The organism is Niallia laureatilytica (genome assembly GCF_046613985.1).
GTDB lineage: Bacteria > Bacillota > Bacilli > Bacillales > Cytobacillaceae > Niallia.
Genome location: NZ_JBKKHP010000014.1, coordinates 1 through 19,865, shown reverse-complemented (window position 1 = coordinate 19,865; position 19,865 = coordinate 1). Strand labels below are relative to the sequence as shown.

Sequence of the window (19,865 nt, the reverse complement as noted above, 5' to 3'; positions counted from 1 at the left end):
TTCCGACGGCAGCTTTGCACAGTCAGAACCTAAATTATTTCAATCATTCATCCTTCGGGTTCCCTACAAAAGCCTCTGGAATCATCGTAAATCCTTCAATCACCGTATCTTCTTCTACTTCAATCATTAAATAGCGTTTGCCGCTGAATTCTACTTGTTTAACATAGCGTAAATCTGGCGGGCTGATAGCGATATTAGCAATTTTCGTACTGATTTTAATAGATTTAGAGGTGAATTTAGGCAAAATATTGCTTGCTTTGAGCTCGTATTTGTCATCATCGATAATCTTTTTAAAGGCAAATTCGACTTTTTCTGTGCTTATATCTTCTACTCCGCTCATCTTCAAGACTTGTTCCACGTCTTTAGAGTCCAATTTAGGCGGTTCTTCTTCTTCATTTTCTGTAATCATGCGGTTTATCTCTTCATAAACGTTCGAGAGGGTGGAGGTATTTAATTGGTCACCAGTTACATCTTTTATGATTTCTTCGAACACAATTTTATCATCTTGTGCAGTCATAATTTCTTCTCCGTTTAAAACCTCTTCAATAAATGCATAGTCAGGTTCATGAACCTTGCCAGCTGCATAGAGGATATGGTTAACATCCGCTGCATTGTCTGTAAAGCATGGGAAAAGGAAGCCGCCCATTGGAGCATGAAGATTAATGATTGGATCTAATACGATATTGTATTTAAATTCTCTATCAACATAATCGAACAACAGCTCTTTTTTAGGATCTTGTGTGTTATTGATGCTGCATAAAATAAACGAATGAGAGAAAACAGTATCCCGTTCATTTTCCTCCGACTCTTCACTGCGGCGTTTCATCGGCTTTATATACTCTCCGCGAATGAAAGTGACAACAATATCTTTTTCATATTGTCTGATTGCGAGCATTTTTTCTACAATCTTTAACATTTGGTCTTTCCAATCATCGACCTCACTGCTTAGCAGTCCTTGATGGAGAATAAGCTGGCTGCTGTTCTCAGCATCTCTCTTAAATTTGAGTTCAAAGAGCTTTTCATCCATTTGACCTGCGAGCATTTTTTTAAAATTATTTAAAAACAGCTCTTGCTGATCTTGATCAAGCATAGCGAATGGCTGGCTTTGGGAATGAAAAATTTCGCTTGATTCTTTCATGATATAGACATTAAAAATATCAGAGATTTTCAATTTATCATTGTTTATCTTGAATTGTTTTCGTATGTTTCCTACGTCTTTCTTGTTCATGATTTTTATACACTCCTAAGCTATCACGATTGGCTATTTTGGCAAAACAATTTTAGTCATTCATTTATATTAACATATTTAATTAATAGAATATAAGGGAGGAAAAAGGTCGTATTATAGAGAATATTTGAAAGGATATTGTAGATTTACGTAGTTTTACAAACTTTTAACAACAGGTTAATACAGTATATCTACAATATAGGAGAATCGTTGACAAAATATGCGATAAATGTCGTGTTAACGATAAAAAAAGGAGGAAATTTTAGAATGAAAGATAGGAATCAAATGGCTGTACTGGCAAGTATTTTTTCAACATTAGCATTATTGGTATCTATAATTCTACCAACAAGTACATATGCTGCTGAATCAAATGATAATTATTCCTTAACGATTATGCATATGAATGATACACATGCACACGCAGACCTTATGCCAAATATGGTTACGGCAATTAAAGAGGTTCGAGCTGCAGATCCAAATGCACTACTATTTAACGCAGGAGATGTTTTTTCAGGAACATTATATTTCAATCAGTTTAAAGGCCAAGCAGATTTAGCACTACTAAATTTAATGGATATTGATGCAATGATTTTTGGAAATCATGAATTTGACTTAGGTTCAGGGGAAAATGGCCATAAGTCCTTATCTGAATTTGTTTCAAAAGCAAATTTTCCTTTTTTAAGTGCTAACGTAGATTTCTCTGGTGATGCGTATATGGCAAGCAAAACAAATAATTCTTATACAGAATCTCCTGAAGATGGAATTGTTTATAACGGTATGGTTAAAGAAGTAAATGGAGAAAAAGTTGGTATCTTTGGATTAACAACAGAGGACACAGCGAATATTTCCAGTCCTGTTAATGTGAAATTCCAAAACTATATAGAGAAAGCAAAAGAAGCAGTTGCAGCATTTGAAAGTAAGGGAATTAATAAAATTATTGCTGTAACACATATTGGTTATGACAGTAATCCAGAAATGGGCAATGACTTACAATTAGCTAAATATGTTGATGGAATTGACGTTATTGTGGGTGGACATTCTCATACACAATTGAATGAGCCTGTAGTTATTACAGCGGATGAAGCTGGTGCTGCAAAGGATCCAACTGTAATTGTACAAGCATACCAGTATTCTACATTGCTGGGAGAATTAAAGGTAGACTTTGATGAAAATGGGATAGTTGTCGGTCAAGCTGGTCAATTAATTGATGTTGCATCAAAAGCAGCAGATGCAGAAGCGGCAGCTGTACTGGCGCCATATAAAGCGGAAATTGATAGTTTAACAAATCAAGAAACAGGGGCAGTTGCCAAAAAACCTTTATTAAACCCACGTTTAACAGACAGTGAAGTTAGTGTGCGGGCAAATGAGACAGAACTTGGAAATCTTGTAACAGATGCTATGCTTGCAAAAGCGAAAGAAAAAAATGAAAATGTTGTCATTGCCATGCAAAATGGGGGCGGAATCCGCGCTGCAATTGATGAAGGACCTATTACTACAGGCGAAGTTATTGCCGTATTGCCATTTGGGAACGATCCTGCATTTGTCCAGCTGACAGGTGAGGAAATTAAACAAATTTTAGAATATAGTGTGCGTTTAGCGCCAGCGGAAAGCGGTGGATTCCTCCATGTATCTGGAATGAAATTTACGTATGACAGCACAAAAGAAGCTGGTTCTCGCGTAGTTTCGATGCAAGTAAAAGTAAATGAACAGTATGAAGACATTAAGGCAGACCAAACGTACTTAGTAACTACAAACAACTTTACCGCAAAAGGCGGAGATGGTTATGAAGTATTTGCTAAAGCCTATCAAGAAGGCCGAGTTCAAGATATGGGTGCAATCGATTGGGAGCAGCTACGCGATTATATGGTTGATAACTTAAATGGAGAAGTAGATCCTCAATTGGAAGGACGTATCATTGATACACTAGGAAAAGCAGTGGAACCAGAAACACCGGTTGATGAAGACGACGGTAATCAAGACGATGACAATGGACCAGAAACACCAGTTAACGATGGTGATGATAATTCAGATGATGATAATGGTTCAGAGACTCCAGTTACAGACGACAATAGCGATAATGGTGATGACATTCCAGCAAAAGATGATGGCAAGACTGATGACAGTGCAGACAATGGAGCAGCACCAGGTTCTGACAATAATCAAAACCAAAATGTAACTCCAGACAAAACATCAGACGATAAAGCAACGTCTGGAAATACAGCTGGAAATGCACTTCCGAATACTGCTACAAACAATTATACGATGCTGTTAGTCGGTGGACTGCTGTTTGTGGTTGGTATTGGAGTACTGGTTTATAGAAAAGTAAGACATGCTTAAAGAGTGATAAAAAGAGACCTAGTAGATTGCTTCTACTAGGTCTCTTCTATTATTAATCTTAGACTGTTTGATTTTTGTTCTGCTTTTCTAACTCTTGCTCATTGCTTTCGTGCAAATGTTTCGTTGCTGGCCAGAAGGCAGCTTTTTTGCATAAAGCAGTGATGCTAGGAACTAAAAATGGACGAACTACAAACGTGTCGAGAAGCACGCCAATAGCTGTGATTGTTCCGAAATGAACCAATATTTGAATTGGCAATGTTGTTAAGACCATGAAGGTTGCGGCTAAGATAACCCCTGCTGAAGTAATGACTCCGCCGGATTCTGCAACCCCTTCTTTAATCGCCTGGCTAAGAGGCATTTCTTTACTTTTCTTCCAAATGCTCGAAATCATGAAAATATTATAATCTTCCCCGAGTGCCACAATAAAGACAAAGGCGTAAAGCGGAATAAGTCCTTGGATTGCCTCTACTCCAAAACCGTAGTGAAGAATAACCCAACCTAAGCCTAATGCGCTGAAATAAGACAACAGCACTGTTGCAATTAAATAAATTGTAGCAGTGATTGAACGTAAGTAGGCAAGCAGAAGGACGGCAATCATAGCAACAATTACTGGAATGACAAGACGTGCATCACTGTCAGTCGTTTCCTTCGTATCAAGCTGTTCTGCTGTTATGCCCCCAATCCAGACTTTCTCACTGCTTTCAGTGATGCCATTGTCAGCAAGAGTTTTTTCAACCGCTGCACGCAAGTCAGGGAGCTCTTCCATTGCTTCATTAGAATAAGGGTTTGTGTTTAATTCAACAGAGTATTTAAACAAGCCCGAATCATTTTTTGCTTGTTCTCCTTCTGAAACATTTGCAACAAATGGAAGGTCATTTAATACATCTTCAACAGGAATATCACTACCTTCTGTTTGGACAACAACCTCTGCAGGAGCTAGTTCACCAGCTGAGAAATGCTCAGAAATAATCGTGAATCCTTCCCTTGATGGCATATCGTCAGGGAAAGAGGATAATGTGTCATAAGTGGATTCCATCTTTAATGACAGTAAAGCAAAAACACCTAAAAATACTGTTGTAATAATGGTTACTTTCCATGGATGATTTACAGCAATTTTGCCGATGAATTCGCCAAGAGAACGAGACTTTTTCTTCTTCTTTACTGGTTTTGCTTTTTCCATCTCTGGTGTTTTAGGCATGAATGGGAAGAAAGAAACTCTTCCGAAAATAGCCAAAATTGCTGGCACAAGTGTTAAGCTTGCGACCATCATGATTAAAATGGAAAGACTGAAAGGCACAGCAAAGCGCTGTATCGAACCATATTCTGCGAGCAAAAGAATAATCAGGGAGAACACAACGGTCAATCCGCTCATTGCAACTGCTCCACCTGAACGGCGCAGGGCATTTGCCATGGCGATTTCCTTCTTCGTTTCCACTTTTAGCAAGCTTCGGTATTTGCTTATGAGGAACAAGCAATAATCAGTTCCAGCACCAAAGAGAAGAACCGTCATGATTGCGATGCTTTGTGAATCGAATTCAATCCAGCCAGCTTTGCCCATTCCGCCTAATACAGGACTAATTACTAAATAAGCTATCCCAACTCCAATCAGCGGGATGATTGCTAATATCGGAGAACGATAGATAACTAAAAGACAAATAAGCACAATAACGACTGTACCAATCAGCAAGGACAAGTCGCCTTGGCTGAATAGTGCGGCTGCATCAACAGCAATCCCCACAGGACCTGTAGTTCTGGCAGACAGTGTATCTTCATCATTTATATCTGCTTTAAAAGGATCTGTGCTGAAAGTGTCAGACGCTGCAGTTTGTAGCTCTTCCAGACTTTTTTCCAGCTCTGCTGTTGTTGTAGACTTCTCGAACAATACGGGAAGGACAATGGTTGTTTCATCCTCTGATACTTGCTGCTGAACTGCTTCAATCGGCAGCTGGTGAAGTGGGATAACACTTTGCTGGTGGACAACCGGTTCCTCCGTTAATTTACCTGCCAGCTCTTGAATTTGCGTTAAATCATCATTTGAGAGGCCGGTATCTCGATGAAAGGTAATCAGGGCCGGTGTTCCTTGTTCATTTGGAAATTCTTTATTAATAATAGCTTCTGCTTCTTGAGAAGGTGAATCTTCAGGCAAGTTTGCAGCATTCTCATTTTTTTGTGAGCTTGCTTGCGGCAGTGTTAAGCTTAGGACAAGGACAAGACAGATCCAGGCAAACAGTGTAATCCATCTTCCTTTTTTCCCTGAAACAAATCGGAAAACGGTAGGGATAAAATTTTTCACTTTTTCTAGCTCCTTTATCATTGTTATTATGATGAACTTATCAATTGATAAGCTGGAAGAAAAATAATAGCTTATCAACTGATAAGGGAATCAAAAAAATATAATGCTGCTCTTGTTAGAATAAGAAACAGCAATGAATATAGGGTTAAGCAATACCGCTTAAAAATATTTGGACAATGAGCTTAGCTTTTTTATCTATGATAGCTTTTTGCTCAGTCTCTGATAAGCGTTTCATATATTCAGGCAAAAGAGCAGACTTTATCATATTCAATAATAGAAGAGATACTTCAAAGCTGCTGCTGTCTATCTTTTCAAATGATCCAATTTCCTTATTAGCGACAGCTTCCTCAAACATTCTCATAATAGGTGCAAGAAAGCCTTTTTGCCAATGGGAGTTAATGGTTTTTTTGACATCTTCCGGCATTTCATGATGAAGATCATGAAACATTTGCATTAAATCTTCTTCGTAATTCTGCATGAAATAGCTGGCTAGATGAAAGATGCGCTGCTTAATATCTGGATAATCGGCGGCTATTTTGTAAAGATAGTTTTCTGTCTGAAGAATGGAAGCTTTCAGAACCTCAATGTAAATCTCTTGTTTATTTTGGAAGTGATGGTATAAAGCAGGCTGAGTAATGCCACAGGCTGCTGCAATTTTCCTTGTGCTTACAGCACGATAACCAAGCTCCATAAATAAGGTAGTCGCTGCCTTAATAATCAAATGATGTGTATCCATTGTCTGTGACTGCAGCTCTTCGTGATCCCTTTTCATTTTGTTTCCTTTCTATTACCCAATAAAATGATTTATCACTCGATAAGTATAAGAGAAATTTAAAAAATATGCAATTGTGAACAATAGGTGAACAAGCTTGTGAAATACTGAACAAATCGAAGAGAACCTATTGCAGTTTGATTGGAAAGTGATTAAGATATGCTTGTAAGTAAAAATTATTGGTTCTAAAGGGATAAATATCCAAATTCTTTGTGGTTATCCTTTAAAAGATAAACCGGGTCATAAAGCTGACAATTCGGTTTTTCTTTTAAAGTTAATTTGTGAAATTGTTCACAAATTATATTTGTTTCGAAAAAGGAAAAATTCTGGAGGGATTAAAAGATGTCAACTGTCGAAAAGGATGTAAAGCTAAAGCAGGAAGCTGCAGATGTGCAGGCAATTATTGATGAGATTGCTGAGAAAGGCAAACAGGCGCTGGATGAATTTTATAAGCTTAATCAGGCTCAGGTTGATCATATAGTCAAGGAAATGGCATTGGCAGGACTCGATAAGCATATGTACTTGGCAAAGCTTGCAGTTGAAGAAACTGGAAGAGGGATTTATGAGGATAAGATTACGAAAAATATTTTTGCTACTGAATATATTTATCACAGTTTAAAATATGACAAAACGGTCGGAATAATCAGTGAGGATGATGCGGCCGGAATCTTTGAAATTGCTGACCCAATCGGTGTTATTGCAGGTGTCACACCTGTGACAAACCCAACTTCCACAACGATGTTTAAAGCCATTATTGCTATTAAGACACGCAATCCGATAGTCTTTGCATTCCACCCATCTGCACAGGGCTGCAGCAGTGAAGCAGCAAAAATTTTAAGGGATGCAGCAGTTAAAGCAGGTGCACCTGAAAATTGCATCCAATGGATTGAAAAACCATCCATTGAAACGACAAAGGCATTAATGAATCATCCAGGAATTTCTATGATATTAGCAACAGGCGGACCAGGCATGGTTAAGTCCGCATACAGCTGCGGAAAACCAGCTTTAGGTGTTGGAGCTGGGAATGTACCTTGCTATATAGAGAAAACAGCTAAAGTAAAACGAGCAGTCAATGATTTAATCTTATCCAAAACTTTCGACAATGGAATGATTTGTGCATCTGAACAGGCGGTTATCGTCGATCAGGAAATTTATGAGGAAGTGAAAGGTCAGCTTATCCAAAATGGCTGCCACTTCTTAAATCCAGAAGAGCAAAAGAAGGTAGAAAACCTAGTTATCAATGTAAATACATGTGCAGTAAACCCGGATATTGTTGGCAAGCCTGCCTATGAAATTGCAGCAATGGCTGGAGTGCAAGTTCATAAAGATACAAAGATTTTAATCGCTGAACTGGAAGGAGTCGGACCAGCATATCCTCTTTCCCGAGAAAAACTAAGTCCTGTCCTTGCATGCTATAAAGCTGAATCAACAGAAGAGGGACTGAAGCGAGCTGAAGAGATGCTTGAGTTCGGCGGATTAGGGCATTCTGCTGTCATTCATTCAGAGGATGAAGATGTAACGAAAGAGTTTGCCTTAAGAATGAAGGCATGCCGCATAATTTGCAATGCGCCATCTTCCCAAGGAGCAATCGGGGATATATACAATGCGTTTATGCCGTCCTTAACGCTGGGATGCGGATCATATGGGAAAAACTCAATTGCCACTAATGTAACAGATGTGCATTTATTGAATGTAAAAAAACTTGCTAAAAGGAATGTGAATATGCAGTGGTTTAAAATTCCGCCAAAGATATATTTTGAAAAAAATGCTGTTCAGTATTTACAAAAAATGAAGGATATCTCACGTGTCTTTATCGTAACAGACCCCTATATGGTCAAATTCGGCTATGTGGATAAGGTGCTTCATCATTTAAGACAAAGATCAGACCTTGTTCAAGTCGAAGTATTCTCTGATGTTGAACCAGATCCATCTTTAGATACTGTTGTCAGAGGAACGGAAATGATGGCTAAATTCCAGCCTGACTGCATCATTGCATTAGGCGGAGGTTCACCGATGGATGCGGCTAAAGGAATGTGGCTGTTCTATGAACATCCCGATGAGGATTTCTTCGGACTTAAGCAGAAATTCCTTGATATAAGAAAAAGAGTTTACAAGTATCCAAGTCTTGAAGGCAAATCAAAATTTGTAGCGATACCGACAACATCTGGAACAGGCTCTGAGGTCACGTCCTTTGCCGTTATTACAGACAAAGAAAATAATATTAAATATCCGCTGGCAGATTATGAGTTAACACCAGATGTTGCCATCGTTGACCCGCAATTTGTAATGACAGTTCCTCCTGCTGTTACAGCAGATACAGGCATGGATGTACTGACACATGCGGTAGAGGCTTATGTTTCCAATATGGCTAATGACTACACAGATGGATTGGCTGTTAAGGCGGTGCAATTAATTTTTGAATACTTGCCAAGAGCTTATCGCAACGGATCTGACGAGGAAGCGCGTGAAAAGGTTCATAATGCCTCTACCATTGCGGGCATGGCGTTTGCAAATGCATTTTTAGGAATAAACCACAGCCTAGCCCATAAGCTGGGGGCAGAGTTCCACATTGCCCATGGCCGTTCAAATGCGATACTAATGCCGCATGTTATTCGCTATAATGCGGAAAAACCAAAAAAATTCACAGCATTTCCTAAATATGAGCATTTCAAGGCAGATGAGCGCTATGCTGAATTGGCAAGAATACTTGGGCTTCCTGCCAACACAACAGAACAAGGAGTAGACAGCTTTGTTAAAGCAGTCATCCGTTTGGCAAAAGAGCTCCATATCCCAATGAGCATTGCTGCTAATGGAGTTGATGCAAAAGCCTTTGAAGAAAAGGTGGACTATTTGGCAGATCGAGCCTTTGAAGATCAATGTACAACAGCAAATCCTAAGCTGCCATTAGTTGCAGACTTGGCCGATATTTATCGAAAAGCGTATAAAGGAGTATAAGTAAAGACAAAAGACCACAGCTTATCTGTGGTCTTTTGTTATGCCTGCCTATCTATTATTTTAGTAGAAGCTGATTTACGCAAATCCAAATAGTCATCCTCAATACGGACAAGAGGTAAATGGGGCTCATTTGGATGAATAAAGATAATCTCCGCTGTTTGCTCTGTATTTAGTTTCACCTTTTTAAAGAGCTGCTTTCGCATAAGATACGAAACAAAAGGAATGACGATTGCGGGATTGATGGCATTTCCATGGGCCTCATCAATTAGCTCATTGATGGCCTCGAAATATGTCTTTTTCTTTTGATGCCACGTACTTGAGCACATACTATTAAAGATGTCGGCAACGGAAATAATTTGAATCATAAATGGTATATCCTTTTCTTGCCGGTTAAGTGGGTATCCTTTGCCATTTATTTTTTCATGATGAAGCAGAGCTGTTCTTGAGATGATGATATCTAATGAGTTAATCGAGAATAGAATACTTTTTCCTAAAGTCGTATGTTTTTGGATTTCTTTATATTCTGAATGAGTCAGCTTTGTCTTCTTATTAAGAATTTCATCTTTGATTAGGAGCATTCCAATATCGTGAAATAAACCCATTTGGCTTAGTAAGTGACAGTTTCTATTAGAATAGCCTAGTATTTGTCCAATGAGCGCGGAAATAATGCCGACATTGATACTGTGCTTGTAGATAGAGTTGCTGGTATGCGTATCATCGAGAATAAAGTCTAAAATGGTAATGTCATGTAAGGCAAGGTCGATAAGAATCCTATAGTCAGAGAGTAACTCCTCAAGACCTTCTTCACTTTTGTTGATTAATGAGGCAAAAGTTTCTTCCACTTGTGTAAAAATAGCAAAGTAAGCTTGTTCAGCAGACAAAGCCTCACTAGTTTCGGAAATAGAAGTCAAACTAGAAACATCAACTTTGTGGTTTAAAAGAAGATCAATATGGGTATCTTCCAAAACAGCGCCTTTTTTTAGCAGCAAAAGACCTTCGATGGAATTTGAAAAGATATCTTCTTTTAATTGGGTTCCGATATATTGTGCTTTTATTTTTTCAATATCCATATTGATTCCTCCTCATAGTAAATCACGAAGCATTTAGCAGTGTATGAAATGGGAAACGGGGTAAATATTTGTATATACATTATGTAGTAAATTTTACCTTACAAAACGGGGAAGTGGAATAGACTATTTCCCTAGCATGTATACGACATTGTTCCTAATTTCCTTCCATAATAGGAGGATAATGCCTTTCGTGATTGACCTCTACTAATCAAGTAGATATATTTACACTTAAATAAAAAGTTTCTAATTTTGAAGGTCTGCAAGTGTTTGTAACTAAAGTGAGGTGCAACTATGTATAAAGAGGATTGGACACAAGGGATGAATACTAGACAAAGTGGATTATCAAGATATGAATATCATGTAAATATTCTGAGGAAAGAGTTAATGCAATGTCGGACAATTAAAATTCCGTATAAGAATATATCTATAAGCCATCATGAATTGGCGGAATGGATCATAGAAGAACTTACTCCGCAAGAATTGAATGAAATAATTGTGATGGTGAGCAATGCCAAAAAAAGATCTTCGTCCGTGAAGCCTCTTTTTCAAGTAATTGCCACTGGACTGATAAAAAACTAAAGACAGGTCTTTTGGAAAAATAGTTCCACATAACCTACCTGTTTGATATAAAGCTGCAAGCTGCATTCTAGGGATTCCCTTTCTAATAGTTTGGTCAATAGCTTAATAAAGCTGCCATTTGATTCATTGATAGTCAAGCTGCTTTGCTGTTAGATACTGCCCATATATAGTACAATTGCTATTGGTTATATCCTTCCACATAGTGAATGCACAGGCTGCTATGAAACTGGCGGAATTAAAAGCTTGTTATTTTGAGAGATTGAACTGTCGCTTACCTTTAGGAGGAGAATTACGTGTCTGACTGCAAAAAAGAATTATATAATTATTTAAATGAACAGATAGAAAGTATGGCAGAGGAATGGCTAAAGACGTTAAGTACAAATAAATCAGCATTCTACAGGATTGAAGAGGGCCAGCCGATTAAAGAGGAGCTGGTTAACAGCTATCATACGCTTGTAAAGAATGTACTGCATGTCTTTCATTCGGAGGAAACTGTTTATAAAGCAAGTATTTCGGAGTGGGCTGTAAAGGTCGCCAAACAAAGATCTCAGGACGCTGTACCGATACTAGAGTCGATTGAACAGCTGACATGCGTCAAATCTATCTTAATTAAATATATTCAGAAATTCGCAGAGGAGTCTCAAGAGAATTTCAGTATCAGCAACATGTTCAATTGGTTGCGTTTAACAAATTATGCCTTTGATATTTTTACAAATATTTTTATAGAATACTACGATAAATTTAAGCATCAGCAGCTTTCTGCACAGCAGGAGACCATCTATGAACTGAGCAGCCCTGTCATCCCGATTACAAAGGGAATTGGAGTGCTGCCGTTGTTAGGGGATATCGATACGCAAAGAGCTAATATTATTATGGAAACTACATTGAAGCAGTGTAATAATAATAATATGGAAAAGCTGTTCATTGACTTATCTGGCGTACCAATTATTGATACAATGGTAGCACAGCAAATTTTTCATGTTATCCATGCTTTAAACCTGATTGGTGTTACAGCTTACCTTTCAGGCCTGCGTCCAGAAGTGGCACAGACTGCGATTCAGCTCGGTGTAGACTTCAGCAGGATTCCAATCTTTAATAATCTTGCCAGTGCTTTATCCAGACTTGGCATTACGGTTATTGAAGGATAATAACGCTCAAGCAAAAAAGAGGTGTATCAATATAAGATGATCTATTTAGCTGCACTTATTTTTCCCGGATTATTAGTTATGCTTTTTACAAGGGTGGCTTACAATCGAGTAGTTGCTTTAGTGCTTACGGTTGCGTTGATCGCTGCCTCCGCGTATAAGGGATATACGAATTCCTTTTTGCTGATTGTGATTGATGCATTTTCCCTGACTGTGGGGTTTTGGCTTAGCGGCAGACTGAAAAAACAGAGTGCTAAAGCCGCTGAATAAATAATGAAAAGAATGACCTTCTTTAAACAGGTGAATGTTTCCTTCGTGGAGAATCATCCTAAGGAAGGGCATTCTTTTTTTATTTAAAAAACAACAAAAAATAAAAAAAGGGGAATATTCGTTCGCATATTATTGGTTTGAATAGGGAAGTTTGTGGTAGAATGGTGATATATCAAATCTTAAATTTGGATAGTTTATAAGATGTGTCTTAAATAGATTTTTGAATTACATTTACATATACAGCCCCTATTAATCATTAGGAAAATCAATGAAACCTATAGTACAGAAGGAAGAAACAGGAGGATTACAGTGACCCAAGAATTCGAATTAGTTTCTAAATATTCCCCTGATGGGGACCAGCCCGAGGCAATTAAACAGCTCGTTTCTGGAATAAATTCGGGCAAAAAAATCCAAACACTCCTTGGTGCAACAGGGACAGGAAAAACATTTACTGTCAGCAATGTTATTAAGGAAGTAAAAAAGCCGACATTGATCATTGCACATAACAAGACATTGGCAGGTCAGCTTTACAGTGAATTCAAGGAGTTTTTTCCGAACAATGCGGTTGAGTATTTTGTCAGCTATTATGATTATTATCAGCCTGAAGCATATGTGCCGAGCACAGATACTTTCATAGAAAAGGATGCCAGCATAAACGATGAGATTGATAAGCTTCGTCACTCAGCGACTGCCTCGCTGTTTGAGAGGGAAGATGTCATCATCATTGCTAGTGTTTCCTGCATCTATGGCTTAGGTTCTCCTGAAGAGTATAAGGAAATGGTGGTGTCTCTGAGAGCAGGTATGGAGATTGAACGCAATCAGCTCCTTCGCAGGCTCGTTGATATCCAGTATGACCGTAATGACATTGACTTTAAGCGGGGAACGTTCCGCGTAAGGGGAGATGTCGTCGAAATCTTCCCAGCATCCCGTGACGAGCGCTGCATTAGAGTGGAGTTTTTTGGAGATGAAATCGATCGCATCCGTGAAGTGGATGCATTGACAGGAGAGATTTTTGGAGAAAGAAATCATGTTTCCATTTTCCCAGCTTCCCACTTCGTTACACGAGAAGAGAAAATGAGAATAGCAATAGAAAATATTGAAAAAGAGCTGGAAGAGCAGCTTGAAAAGCTCCGGGAGGACAATAAGCTGTTAGAGGCACAGCGACTTGAACAACGCTGCAGATATGATTTGGAAATGATGAGGGAAATGGGCTTCTGTTCGGGAATTGAAAACTACTCCCGTCATTTAACATTAAGACCTCCAGGCTCGACACCATATACATTATTAGACTTCTTTCCGAAGGACTTCTTGCTAGTTATTGACGAGTCCCATGTTACATTGCCGCAAATCAGAGGGATGTATAACGGAGACCAAGCGCGCAAAGGTGTGCTTGTTGAACATGGATTCCGACTGCCGTCAGCCATGGACAACAGGCCATTAAAGTTTGGTGAATTCGAGGAGCATATCAATCAGATGATTTGTGTTTCAGCAACTCCGGGACCATATGAGCTGGAGCATACTCCGGAAATGATTGAGCAGATTATCAGACCGACTGGCTTGCTTGATCCGACGATTGATATCCGACCGATTGAAGGACAGATAGATGATCTGATTGGTGAAATTCAGGAACGCATTAAAAAGAACGAAAGGGTACTTGTAACTACCTTAACGAAAAAAATGTCCGAAGACTTGACGGATTATTTGAAGGAAATCGGCATAAAGGTTCAATATCTCCATTCTGAGGTAAAGACCTTAGAGCGGATTGAAATTATCCGGGAGCTTCGTTTAGGCAAATATGATGTACTTGTCGGAATCAACCTGTTGCGGGAAGGACTGGACATACCGGAAGTATCTCTTGTTACTATTCTGGATGCAGATAAAGAGGGCTTCCTCCGTTCTGAGCGTTCATTGATTCAAACAATCGGCCGTGCGGCGAGAAATTCGAATGGCCATGTCATTATGTATGCAGATAAAATGACAAACTCGATGGAAATAGCGATAAATGAAACAAAACGGCGCCGCGCTATCCAAGAAGAATATAATGAAAAGCACGGCATTACGCCACAGACGATCCAAAAAGGAATCAGAGCCACAATAAGAGCAACACAGGCGGCAGAGGAGCCGGAAGAGTATACAGCATCTGCTAAGCTGGAAAAGTTGACGAAAAAAGACAAAGAAGCAATGATTGCACAAATGGAAGCAGAAATGAAGGAAGCTGCAAAAGCTCTCAACTTCGAAAGAGCTGCAGAACTCCGCGATTTGCTGCTTGAGCTTAAGGCAGAGGGGTGAAGGCTGAAATGGCAAAAGATAAATTGATTGTTAAAGGTGCAAGGGCACATAATCTGAAAAATATTGATATTACTATACCAAGAGATAAGCTTGTTGTAATCACAGGACTGTCAGGCTCAGGGAAATCCTCTCTTGCTTTTGATACTATCTATGCAGAAGGACAAAGGCGCTATGTTGAGTCTTTATCAGCATATGCACGCCAATTCCTTGGGCAGATGGATAAACCGGATGTTGATTCAATTGAAGGTTTGTCTCCTGCCATTTCCATTGACCAAAAGACAACGAGCCGAAATCCGCGGTCAACTGTCGGCACGGTTACAGAAATATACGACTATTTGCGGTTGCTGTATGCCAGAATCGGCAGGCCGGTTTGTCCGGAGCACGGGGTTGAAATCACTTCGCAAACAATAGAACAAATGGTTGACCGCATATTGGAATACCCTGAGAGAACCAGACTTCAAGTGCTTGCACCTGTCATTTCCGGCAGAAAAGGCGCACATGTGAAAGTGCTGGAGGATATTAAGAAGCAAGGTTATGTTCGTGTCAGAATAGATGGAGAAATGCATGAGCTGAGCGATGATATTGAGCTTGAGAAGAATAAAAAGCACAATATTGAAGTGGTAATTGACCGCCTTGTCGTTAAAGAAGGGATCTCTCAGCGTCTTGCTGATTCCCTTGAATCTGCTCTTCAGTTTGGCGGCGGAAAAGTAATTATTGACGTGATTGGAGAGGAAGAGCTCCTGTTCAGCGAGCATCATGCCTGCCCAATCTGCGGTTTTTCCATCGGAGAGCTGGAACCGAGATTATTCTCCTTCAACAGTCCGTTTGGGGCATGTCCTGAATGTGACGGTCTTGGATCGAGGTTAGAGGTGGATGTTGAACTGGTTATTCCTAATCCGAATCTCACATTAAAGGAAAACGCGATAGCACCATGGGAATCTATCAGTTCCCAATATTATCCGCAGCTTTTGGAAAGTATCTGCAACCATTATGGCATTGACATGAATATACCTGTTAAAGATATTCCGAAACCAATGCTGGATAAAATTCTTTACGGCTCAGGCAAAGAAAAAATCCATTTCCGTTATGAAAATGATTTTGGCCAAGTAAGGGAAAATGATATCCAGTTTGAAGGTGTTATTCGCAATGTGGAAAGACGATATAAGGAAACAAGCTCCGATTTCATCCGGGAACAAATGGAGAAGTATATGGGGCAGCAAGATTGTCCTACTTGTAAAGGCTACCGTTTAAAAAGGGAAGCTCAGGCAGTATTTGTGAACGGCTTGCACATCGGCCAAGTGACGGAAAAATCCGTCCTTGAAGGGAAGAACTTCTTCGAAAATCTTACTTTAACACAAAAGGAACAACAAATAGCCAATCTAATTCTGCGGGAAATCTCAGAGCGTCTTGGTTTCCTTAATAATGTTGGTTTGGATTACTTGACACTTAGCAGAGCTGCAGGAACTTTATCCGGCGGAGAAGCGCAGCGAATCAGACTTGCTACGCAAATCGGTTCACGGCTGACAGGCGTACTTTATATACTAGATGAACCGTCTATTGGGCTACATCAAAGAGATAATGACAAATTGATTGATACATTGAAGCATATGAGGGACATCGGAAATACGCTAATTGTTGTAGAGCATGATGAAGATACAATGATGGAAGCAGATTATTTAATCGATGTCGGTCCGGGAGCAGGGGTTCACGGCGGACAAATAATTTCAACGGGAACTCCACAGGAAGTAATGGAAGATGATAATTCCATAACCGGTCAATATTTATCAGGTAAAAAGTTTATTCCACTGCCGCTTGAGCGCAGAAAAAATGACGGCAGGGTTCTGGAAATTATCGGAGCAAAAGAAAACAATCTCAAAAATGTCAGTGTGAAAATACCGTTAGGGGTGTTTACAGCAGTCACAGGCGTTTCCGGATCGGGAAAAAGCACGCTCGTAAACGAAATTCTTCATAAAAGCCTTGCCCAAAAATTGAACAGGGCAAAGGCAAAACCGGGTGAGCATAAAGAAATAAAAGGAATTGAGCAGCTTGAAAAAGTAATTGATATCGACCAATCTCCTATCGGCCGCACACCTAGATCCAATCCTGCCACATATACTGGCGTATTCGATGATATCCGGGATGTTTATGCTACAACGAATGAAGCGAAAGTTCGCGGTTATAAAAAGGGCAGATTCAGCTTCAATGTTAAAGGCGGAAGATGCGAGGCTTGCCGCGGAGATGGAATCATCAAGATTGAAATGCACTTCCTGCCAGATGTGTACGTCCCATGTGAAGTCTGTCATGGAAAACGATATAACAGGGAAACGCTAGAAGTGCAGTACAAAGGGAAAAATATTTCCGATGTGCTTGACATGACAGTCGAGGATGCTGTTTCCTTCTTTGAAAATATCCCGAAAATTCACCGCAAGCTGCAAACGATTGTCGATGTAGGGTTAGGATATATCAAATTAGGACAGCCAGCAACAACACTGTCAGGCGGTGAAGCTCAAAGGGTTAAGCTTGCTTCTGAGTTGCACAAAAGATCATCGGGTAAAACCTTCTATATATTGGATGAGCCGACAACAGGCTTGCATGTTGATGATATATCAAGGCTGCTAGGTGTCCTGCAGCGTCTTGTCGACAATGGAGATACTGTGCTTGTAATTGAGCATAATCTTGACGTTATTAAAGCGACAGATTATATTATCGACCTTGGTCCAGAAGGAGGAGACAAAGGCGGCACTATTTTGGGAAGCGGCACACCAGAAAAGATCGCTGAGCTTGAAGGCTCCTATACAGGAAAGTATTTAAAACCAATTCTGGAAAGAGACTGTCTGCGTATGAAGCAAAGCATTAAAGATGCAGAGGAAATAACAACAGGATAAGGCATCCTGCCCTACCGGCTTTTGGATATTACTCCAGAGGCCGGTTTTTTAATACTTAACTTCCAGGTGGACATTATTCTTAATTTTATATAATGCTCATACGATAGAAAGAAATGCTCAATTCCCAGCTTAGATGAAACTTTAAGATTGTTTCATTCGTAATAATAGGAAAGGGAAGAACAAGAGGTATCACAGCTTTCCTTAGTTTTACATTTACTTAACGTTCTAAACAGAAATACACAGACAGAAAAAAGCAGCTGCATTTATAGCTATGCTTAAAGTTTTACTCAAGTAGGGAAACATATACCACTTAGGGATAGAATGGAGGCAATATTAATGGCGGATGAAAAAAGAAGAATACTGCAGCTTTTAGAGGAAGGCAAGCTGACAATTGATGAGGCGCTGTCGCTAATAGAAAAGGCAGAGGAAGCAGATTTAGCTAAAACACTAAAAACCGACGATGAGAGTTTTGATGAGTCTGTATTTCAGGAAAAGAAAAAAGAACCATATCAGCAATCGGCATTTAAATTCCAGTCAGCTAAAGATAAACTGTTTGATTTTGTAGATACTGCCGTAAAGAAGGTTAAGGAAGTGGATCTCGATCAGTTAAATATTACGAGACATGAAGAAGTATCGCATATTTTTCAGTTTACAGAGGTATTCCCGAAAAATATCGATGTTGACATTCCAAACGGTGAAGTAGAGCTTATTCCTTGGGATCAGCAGGAGATTCGGATTGAATGCAAAGCGAAAATCTACAGGGTCGATTCCAGTGAGCAGGCGAAGGATTTATTTTTAAAAGAGGTAAAAGTAAAGGCGAAAGAAGATGCTCTAGAGATAAAGGTGAACCATAAATGGATGAAGCTGCAGACGAAGCTATATGTTCCAAAAAATACGTACCACATCGCAAAAGTAAGACTGTTTACCGGATCCATTAAAACATATGATCTTTTCGCAGATCAGGTTTATGCGAAAACAGCAAACGGGAAAATTACAATAAATGCCGGGCAAAGTGAAAAGCTGGAAGCAGATTCAGCAAACGGCGGTATAGTAATTGAAAACAGTGTGATTCAAGAGCTGGACGGGGAAACATTGAATGGAGCTATAAAGGCTGAAGGCTTTTTCAAAAAAGTTGATCTTCAATCCTTTAATGGCAATATCCTTTGCATCGACCATTCGGAAGAAATTGAGGTGCTTGAGTTAAAAGGGACAACAGGCAGCATTGAAGTTCAGCTTCCAGAGGAGCTTGCCGTAACAGGTAGCTTAAAGACTAATTTTGGCGGATTTAATGTTGAACTTGAGGGTATACAAATAATAGAAGAAAAAAATGATGTGCTCCAAAAAGTGATGGAATTTCAGTCTATTCAATCGTTGGATAAACGAACAAGAATAGAAGCGAACACAAAAACAGGTTCCATCAAAATTAAGAAACGGGAGCAACAGTAATCTTCGAAAGGAGATAAAATGAAGAAATTGATGCGCTCAACAAATAATCGGAAACTGGCAGGAGTAATCGGCGGACTTGCAGAAAGTATCAATATTAATGCAAATCTGTTGCGAGGAATCTTTCTTCTAGCACTGATTCCAACTGGCTTTTCGCTAGTGCTGATTTATTTGATTATGACATTTGTTCTTCCAAATGAGGTGTAGGAAAATATGAAGTGGTTGTTAGGTATTGTTATAAATGCCGTGTTTTTTATTGCATTGGCGGGTTTGTTCAAAGATTCTTTCTATCTGTCAGGCATAGGAGCTGCAATTGGGGCTAGTATCATTTTGTCATTGCTTAATATTGTGGTGAAGCCTATCCTGATTTTATTGACACTCCCTGTAACAATACTTTCGTTAGGTTTGTTTTTATTTGTGATCAATGCGATCACACTCTCATTAACAGATCGTCTAATGGGAGACAGCTTTGAAATTTCAAGCTTTGGCATGAGCCTTCTAGCGAGCATTCTGCTTTCCCTGTTTAATATTATTATTCAGAACACGATGCTTAAAAGTGGCGAGAAAAAAAGCTGAAAGCAACGAAAAAGGCGGTGCTT

The 19,865-nt window shown here is 39.4% G+C and carries 14 protein-coding genes; 10 read left to right on the top strand and 4 right to left on the bottom strand.

The window, feature by feature from the left end:
* Positions 1–43: 43 nt before the first annotated feature.
* Complete coding sequence (locus ACLIJJ_RS23625) at positions 44–1,228, bottom strand: DUF4317 domain-containing protein (RefSeq protein WP_233318536.1); 1,185 nt, start codon at positions 1,226–1,228, stop codon at positions 44–46.
* Between the two features lie 267 nt (positions 1,229–1,495).
* Here ACLIJJ_RS23625 and ACLIJJ_RS23620 point away from each other — a divergent pair, with 267 nt between their 5' ends.
* Positions 1,496–3,565 carry a 5'-nucleotidase C-terminal domain-containing protein gene (locus ACLIJJ_RS23620; protein WP_341078624.1) on the top strand — a complete coding sequence of 690 codons (2,070 nt, stop codon included), beginning with the start codon at positions 1,496–1,498 and terminating at the stop codon, positions 3,563–3,565.
* Positions 3,566–3,623: 58 nt separating this feature from the next.
* Here the strand turns inward: ACLIJJ_RS23620 and ACLIJJ_RS23615 are convergent, their stop codons facing one another.
* Positions 3,624–5,879, bottom strand: a complete 2,256-nt coding sequence (locus tag ACLIJJ_RS23615; RefSeq protein ID WP_411411787.1) for an MMPL family transporter — start codon at positions 5,877–5,879, stop codon at positions 3,624–3,626.
* A 124-nt stretch (positions 5,880–6,003) separates the two neighbouring features.
* Positions 6,004–6,630, bottom strand: coding sequence for a TetR/AcrR family transcriptional regulator (locus ACLIJJ_RS23610; protein WP_233318541.1), 627 nt, complete (start codon positions 6,628–6,630; stop codon positions 6,004–6,006).
* 342 nt (positions 6,631–6,972) lie between these two features.
* Between ACLIJJ_RS23610 and adhE the strand changes: the two genes are divergently transcribed.
* Positions 6,973–9,585 carry a bifunctional acetaldehyde-CoA/alcohol dehydrogenase gene (gene adhE / locus ACLIJJ_RS23605; protein ID WP_411411786.1) on the top strand — a complete coding sequence of 871 codons (2,613 nt, stop codon included), beginning with the start codon at positions 6,973–6,975 and terminating at the stop codon, positions 9,583–9,585.
* A 38-nt stretch (positions 9,586–9,623) separates the two neighbouring features.
* Here the strand turns inward: adhE and ACLIJJ_RS23600 are convergent, their stop codons facing one another.
* Positions 9,624–10,655, bottom strand: coding sequence for an HD-GYP domain-containing protein (locus ACLIJJ_RS23600; RefSeq protein ID WP_233319481.1), 1,032 nt, complete (start codon positions 10,653–10,655; stop codon positions 9,624–9,626).
* Between the two features lie 291 nt (positions 10,656–10,946).
* Here ACLIJJ_RS23600 and ACLIJJ_RS23595 point away from each other — a divergent pair, with 291 nt between their 5' ends.
* From ACLIJJ_RS23595 to ACLIJJ_RS23560, 8 genes are all read left to right on the top strand, one after another.
* A complete protein-coding gene (locus ACLIJJ_RS23595) occupies positions 10,947–11,234 on the top strand; it encodes a hypothetical protein (RefSeq protein WP_237941903.1) in 288 nt (95 codons plus the stop codon).
* Positions 11,235–11,527: 293 nt separating this feature from the next.
* Positions 11,528–12,382: an STAS domain-containing protein gene (locus tag ACLIJJ_RS23590; RefSeq protein WP_233319477.1), complete on the top strand. Its 855-nt coding sequence runs from the start codon at positions 11,528–11,530 to the stop codon at positions 12,380–12,382.
* Positions 12,383–12,418: 36 nt separating this feature from the next.
* Positions 12,419–12,649, top strand: coding sequence for a CsbA family protein (locus ACLIJJ_RS23585; RefSeq protein WP_233319475.1), 231 nt, complete (start codon positions 12,419–12,421; stop codon positions 12,647–12,649).
* A 309-nt stretch (positions 12,650–12,958) separates the two neighbouring features.
* A complete protein-coding gene (gene uvrB / locus ACLIJJ_RS23580; RefSeq protein ID WP_251644742.1) occupies positions 12,959–14,938 on the top strand; it encodes an excinuclease ABC subunit UvrB in 1,980 nt (659 codons plus the stop codon).
* A gap of 8 nt (positions 14,939–14,946) precedes the next feature.
* Positions 14,947–17,823 carry an excinuclease ABC subunit UvrA gene (gene uvrA / locus ACLIJJ_RS23575; protein ID WP_411411785.1) on the top strand — a complete coding sequence of 959 codons (2,877 nt, stop codon included), beginning with the start codon at positions 14,947–14,949 and terminating at the stop codon, positions 17,821–17,823.
* A 336-nt stretch (positions 17,824–18,159) separates the two neighbouring features.
* Complete coding sequence (locus ACLIJJ_RS23570; protein WP_237941900.1) at positions 18,160–19,269, top strand: DUF4097 family beta strand repeat-containing protein; 1,110 nt, start codon at positions 18,160–18,162, stop codon at positions 19,267–19,269.
* Positions 19,270–19,287: 18 nt separating this feature from the next.
* Positions 19,288–19,473 carry a PspC domain-containing protein gene (locus ACLIJJ_RS23565; protein WP_237941899.1) on the top strand — a complete coding sequence of 62 codons (186 nt, stop codon included), beginning with the start codon at positions 19,288–19,290 and terminating at the stop codon, positions 19,471–19,473.
* 6 nt (positions 19,474–19,479) lie between these two features.
* On the top strand, positions 19,480–19,842 hold the full coding sequence (locus tag ACLIJJ_RS23560; RefSeq protein WP_233319465.1) for a phage holin family protein: 363 nt from the start codon (positions 19,480–19,482) through the stop codon (positions 19,840–19,842).
* Positions 19,843–19,865: the final 23 nt, after the last annotated feature.

What these genes read in the sequence shown, in the direction of transcription:
- ACLIJJ_RS23570 (WP_237941900.1), top strand. Translation starts at nt 18,160, where the DNA reads ATGGCGGATGAAAAAAGAAGAATACTGCAGCTTTTAGAGGAAGGCAAG.
- ACLIJJ_RS23610 (WP_233318541.1), bottom strand. Translation starts at nt 6,630, where the DNA reads ATGAAAAGGGATCACGAAGAGCTGCAGTCACAGACAATGGATACACAT.
- ACLIJJ_RS23600 (WP_233319481.1), bottom strand. Translation starts at nt 10,655, where the DNA reads ATGGATATTGAAAAAATAAAAGCACAATATATCGGAACCCAATTAAAA.
- ACLIJJ_RS23560 (WP_233319465.1), top strand. Translation starts at nt 19,480, where the DNA reads ATGAAGTGGTTGTTAGGTATTGTTATAAATGCCGTGTTTTTTATTGCA.
- ACLIJJ_RS23595 (WP_237941903.1), top strand. Translation starts at nt 10,947, where the DNA reads ATGTATAAAGAGGATTGGACACAAGGGATGAATACTAGACAAAGTGGA.
- adhE (WP_411411786.1), top strand. Translation starts at nt 6,973, where the DNA reads ATGTCAACTGTCGAAAAGGATGTAAAGCTAAAGCAGGAAGCTGCAGAT.
- ACLIJJ_RS23585 (WP_233319475.1), top strand. Translation starts at nt 12,419, where the DNA reads ATGATCTATTTAGCTGCACTTATTTTTCCCGGATTATTAGTTATGCTT.
- uvrA (WP_411411785.1), top strand. Translation starts at nt 14,947, where the DNA reads ATGGCAAAAGATAAATTGATTGTTAAAGGTGCAAGGGCACATAATCTG.
- ACLIJJ_RS23615 (WP_411411787.1), bottom strand. Translation starts at nt 5,879, where the DNA reads ATGATAAAGGAGCTAGAAAAAGTGAAAAATTTTATCCCTACCGTTTTC.
- ACLIJJ_RS23565 (WP_237941899.1), top strand. Translation starts at nt 19,288, where the DNA reads ATGAAGAAATTGATGCGCTCAACAAATAATCGGAAACTGGCAGGAGTA.
- ACLIJJ_RS23620 (WP_341078624.1), top strand. Translation starts at nt 1,496, where the DNA reads ATGAAAGATAGGAATCAAATGGCTGTACTGGCAAGTATTTTTTCAACA.
- ACLIJJ_RS23625 (WP_233318536.1), bottom strand. Translation starts at nt 1,228, where the DNA reads ATGAACAAGAAAGACGTAGGAAACATACGAAAACAATTCAAGATAAAC.